This is a genomic window from Pseudorhizobium xiangyangii (assembly GCF_020531965.1).
Classification (GTDB): Bacteria; Pseudomonadota; Alphaproteobacteria; order Rhizobiales; family Rhizobiaceae; genus Neorhizobium; species Neorhizobium xiangyangii.
Genome location: NZ_JAJAWH010000066.1, coordinates 1 through 3,894 on the forward strand (window position 1 = coordinate 1; position 3,894 = coordinate 3,894).

The 3,894-nt window shown below is 57.0% G+C and carries 3 protein-coding genes and 1 pseudogene; 2 read left to right on the forward strand and 2 right to left on the reverse strand.

Going from position 1 to position 3,894, the window contains the following annotated elements:
- Window positions 1-946: 946 nt before the first annotated feature.
- Both LH464_RS24965 and LH464_RS23990 read left to right on the forward strand, forming a co-directional pair.
- Window positions 947-1,249: a hypothetical protein gene (locus LH464_RS24965; RefSeq protein WP_390625051.1), complete on the forward strand. Its 303-nt coding sequence runs from the start codon at window positions 947-949 to the stop codon at window positions 1,247-1,249.
- Between the two features lie 94 nt (window positions 1,250-1,343).
- Window positions 1,344-1,466 (forward strand): annotated as a pseudogene (locus LH464_RS23990) (transposase domain-containing protein); the annotation flags it as partial.
- 316 nt (window positions 1,467-1,782) lie between these two features.
- Here LH464_RS23990 and LH464_RS24970 read toward each other — a convergent pair.
- Window positions 1,783-1,977 (reverse strand): YqaE/Pmp3 family membrane protein, encoded by a 195-nt coding sequence (locus tag LH464_RS24970; RefSeq protein WP_390625050.1) that lies wholly within the window; start codon window positions 1,975-1,977, stop codon window positions 1,783-1,785.
- A 401-nt stretch (window positions 1,978-2,378) separates the two neighbouring features.
- Window positions 2,379-3,101 carry an aquaporin Z gene (aqpZ, locus tag LH464_RS23995; protein ID WP_226788919.1) on the reverse strand — a complete coding sequence of 241 codons (723 nt, stop codon included), beginning with the start codon at window positions 3,099-3,101 and terminating at the stop codon, window positions 2,379-2,381.
- Window positions 3,102-3,894 lie beyond the last annotated feature (793 nt).

Here is a 3,894-nt window from a genome sequence, read left to right on the forward strand (position 1 = left end):
TTGCGTTCCGTTGTCCAGCGTCGCCGCCGGACGTCACCGATCATCAGGTCGACCTGTCGAAACTCGTTAGACATAAGCCTATCCTCAAGCCTGTGCTTGAGCCTTCCTGCTTATGCTGAGTGTCCGGTCGAAAATGGGGGCAGTTCAGGATCGAGCCTTGGCTTCTCAGGATACTGATCTCGACCATGTTAAGCCAACTGGCACGCTTGGGGGCGTGGGTGGGAGGTTGTCCATCACCACGCGGACGATTGGGGCGGGGATAATCGACGCCGACCAGTTCACGCATGTAGTCGGCAAAGTCTTAGATGGATTCGTGCCTTCACCCTGCGCCAGCCGGCGGTGGACGTCCATGAAGACAAACAGATTGACACATTCTGTGTCGGCGATAATTCACATTCGTACCGTTTACCAACAGCCCCTCCTCCTTGGGTGATAGCTTGCGCCCAACACCCGGCGCGCTTCTTCACTGAGCGCGCCTTCCAAAAGGTCTTCCACAAACCGGCGTTAGGCCCGGTAAACGTCGTCCTCGATACCGCCTCTGCGATAGCCTCGGCATCGGCGGTATCGTTTTTCTGTAAGAGACAAGCAGACGCCATTTGGCGAAGCGGCTTAGCGGTCAGGTATGGGTAGCAGACAAGATAGGAAGACCTCTACCCCCGCGGGGATCATGCCGAACGCGCCGGCCGGATCACGCGCTGCATATTCGCCTCTTCAGCATCTGCGCGCGCGATGACATCACAAATCAGAACCTCGATCACGGCGTAAGCCCACTGTGAAGGCCGTCTTGCGATGATGGGCTGCTGGCTGCCAGTCCTAGTGCTAGCACTAGGAGTAGCCATATGACGAAGCATCCGATTGAAGTCATCACGTCTGTGGAGCGGCGTCGGCGCTGTCTCGGGAGGAGAAGGAGCGGCTCGTTGCTGCCTGCTTTGAACCTGACGCTGTCATTTCGGAGGTAGCCCGCGCAGCCGGTATTCATGTCAGTCAGCTCTTCCGTTGGCGCAAAGAGTTGTGCCAGATCGTGGAGCCGATGACCGAGGCGGCAACCACTTTGGTGCCGGTGATCGTATCTGAGGCCGCCCCGGCAGCCTTGCCCGTTCCATCTGATCCGCCCACCATATCCCATCCCCGGCGAAAGCGCAGCGATGTCACCATAGAGCTGGGCCGAGGCCGGCGTGTGCGGGTGGACAGCGATATCGACACGGACGCGCTCGGCCGCATTCTCGATTGTGTGCTAGGTCGGCGATGATCTCGGTTCCTGCTGGTGTGAAGGTCTGGTTGGCGACCGGCCATACGGATATGCGCCAAGGCTTTCCCGGCTTGTCGCTGATGGTGCAAGAGACACTGACCCGCAGGCCTGGCTTACCGACGTCCTCGCCAACATTGCGGACATGCCGATCAGCAGGCTGGAGCAATTGCTGCCGTGGAACTGGACACCCAAGACGCCGAGTGCTCAGGCTGCCTGACCTGCGGCCTTCGCCGGATGCTTACATCACGGCGTCGCCCGCAGATGCAGTGCCTGCTTCGCGACGTCTCTACTCCGTGCTACTCTTCCGAGGCCCAAGGTTGAGCGACGACAGCGAAACTGTTGCGACGGATGAATATCGGCGCGTTTGCTGAGACGCTCGCACCCGGCGCGGCGGCGCCAGTGCCAATGCTACTGCCCGTGGCGAAGCGACCGAGGGCACCCTCAAAGCGGTCGGCAACAGCTCGATCATATGGAAGGCTCTAGTTCCAGAACTAGGCCCAAGACATAGAAGCTCACAGCAATTGACGTAAGGCTTAAGCCCTTTCAGCCACCGCCTTCGCGATTTTTCTATCTGTCTTGAACTGACCCAAGGCGTACACGGCCCAGATCACTGCTGGGATCCAACCGATCAGCGTAATTTGGAGAATGAAGCAAGCGATCCCAGCGATTGGGCGCCCGATCGTAAAAAAAGTTAGCCATGGGAAAAGCAAACTAATGAATAAACGCATTCTGAATCCTTGCAGAAGGGAGGGCGTCTTCGACCAAACTTGTCTGTCTTAAGATACCGCTCGATTGGGTGAATTATAGGATCGTAATCCGCCTCCGGTCTCTCGGGGCACGGAGCGATTTGATTAGTTACCGTCTCTTGCCCGCGAGACCTCGGTGTGCATGCTTCCGATCTGTGCAGAGATACTTTGTGCGACTGTGCCAGTAATCCTCGCTGCGCGATCGTCTCCGCTTGTCTGTCCCACAAGCGCGCGCGACGGCTGTCCAACAACTACGCTTCGTTGTGCCTTATGGCGAGACATCGATCGCCAATAGCTAACACCAAATCCGTGATCGCTAGGCACGGTGAAGATAGTGAGGAGCCTTTAGGTGTGCGCAGTTCGTGGGCGTAAAATCTGTCAATTTAAATGGTCGGTGGGCAGTCAACGTCGCGCGCTGGTTCATCTGGTAAAAGAAGCAAGGTCCAGATCAGGGCACCGATTATGGCTCCAATCAACGGGGCGACCCAAAACAACCACAGCTGCCCAAATGCTCCGTTCTCCGCGAAAAATGCGACAGCGGTAGACCGCGCCGGATTTACGGACGTATTCGTGACCGGGATTGAGATCAGGTGGATGAGAGTTAAACCCATTCCAATCGAAATCGGGGCAAAGCCTGTAGGGGCCGCCTTAGCCGTAGCCCCGAGGATTATGACCAAGAAAGCTGCAGTTAGGACAACCTCCGCAATGAAGGCTGAGATTAAATCATAACCGCCCGGGGAATTGACACCATATCCATTCGAACCAAAGCCATCTACGGTAAAGTCAGCAGCTCCCGAGGCAATGGCATAGAGCACGGCTGCACCTAGCCCGCCGCCGATCACCTGCGCCACCCAATACGGCCCGACCTCTTTCCAATTGAACCGATTTGCAACCGCCAATCCAAGCGAGACAGCCGGATTGAAATGACCGCCGGATATGCTGCCCACGGCGTATGCCATGGTAAGCACGGTCAGCCCAAATGCCAGCGCTACGCCGACGAACCCGATTCCCAGTTCTGGATATCCCGCAGCGAGAACGGCACTGCCGCATCCGCCAAATACTAGCCAGAACGTGCCAAATGCTTCGGCGCATAGTTTTCTCATCATCTGATTCCTTTTTGAAGGGTCGTTTACAATCATACGCAGTTCTCAATCACATGCCATGGCCATGTCAATGCAATTCAGTGATGGCTGTAAACACGACGTCGTGCGTCAGATGACCCTCGGGGGCTGATCCGGTTGCGGAAGTTTCGCGGCGATTCGGTGCCAGCCAGCACTCTCTCTACCAAGGGAAAAAGAAGTTTGCGGGTTCGAACGCCAAGGGCAACGAGGAGGCAAAGGAGATCCCCTGACTGATGAAGGAATTGGCTCGCGTTACGGACGAGCGAGACATCCCAGAAAGCGATTAGGTTTTGGTCGGCCTGTGCGCGGTAGAAACAGGCCGCGCGAAGCGGGCGGTCGGAGGGAATTGCCGTCTGCTTATTGGAGGCGTTCGACCTCGTTTAAGCTTCCAACCGAGCCCACAGGTCAGCACCTTGCATGATTATCTGCGACAACGAGACGGATGGTGGAGTATGCCGCAGCCCACATCTAGAGCGTATCCGTTGAACGCGGAAACGACTTGAGGGCCAGGCGAAGTAGCCGCGAGCGTGAGCGTGCTAGCGAATTGATCTAGATATGACCCGCCATGAGTGTCTGGTGAAGCCGCGTTTGGAAGCGAAAACTCCGCTCGAAGCCGTACGTCGCGTGTTACGTACATACCGGCTCACAAGCGCCAGCATTTGGGGTCTGAACCATTCAGGGGAGGGTCAGGAGTAGCCGCCTCCTGACCCTTGTGATGCTACCAAGTGATTTTGAGGCCATGACCTTGCCGGCAACGTCGGTATGGCCGCCGAACTCG

Coding starts and splice junctions, on each gene's coding strand:
- LH464_RS24970 (WP_390625050.1), bottom strand. CDS start 1,977: ATGCGTTTATTCATTAGTTTGCTTTTCCCATGGCTAACTTTTTTTACG.
- aqpZ (WP_226788919.1), bottom strand. CDS start 3,101: ATGATGAGAAAACTATGCGCCGAAGCATTTGGCACGTTCTGGCTAGTA.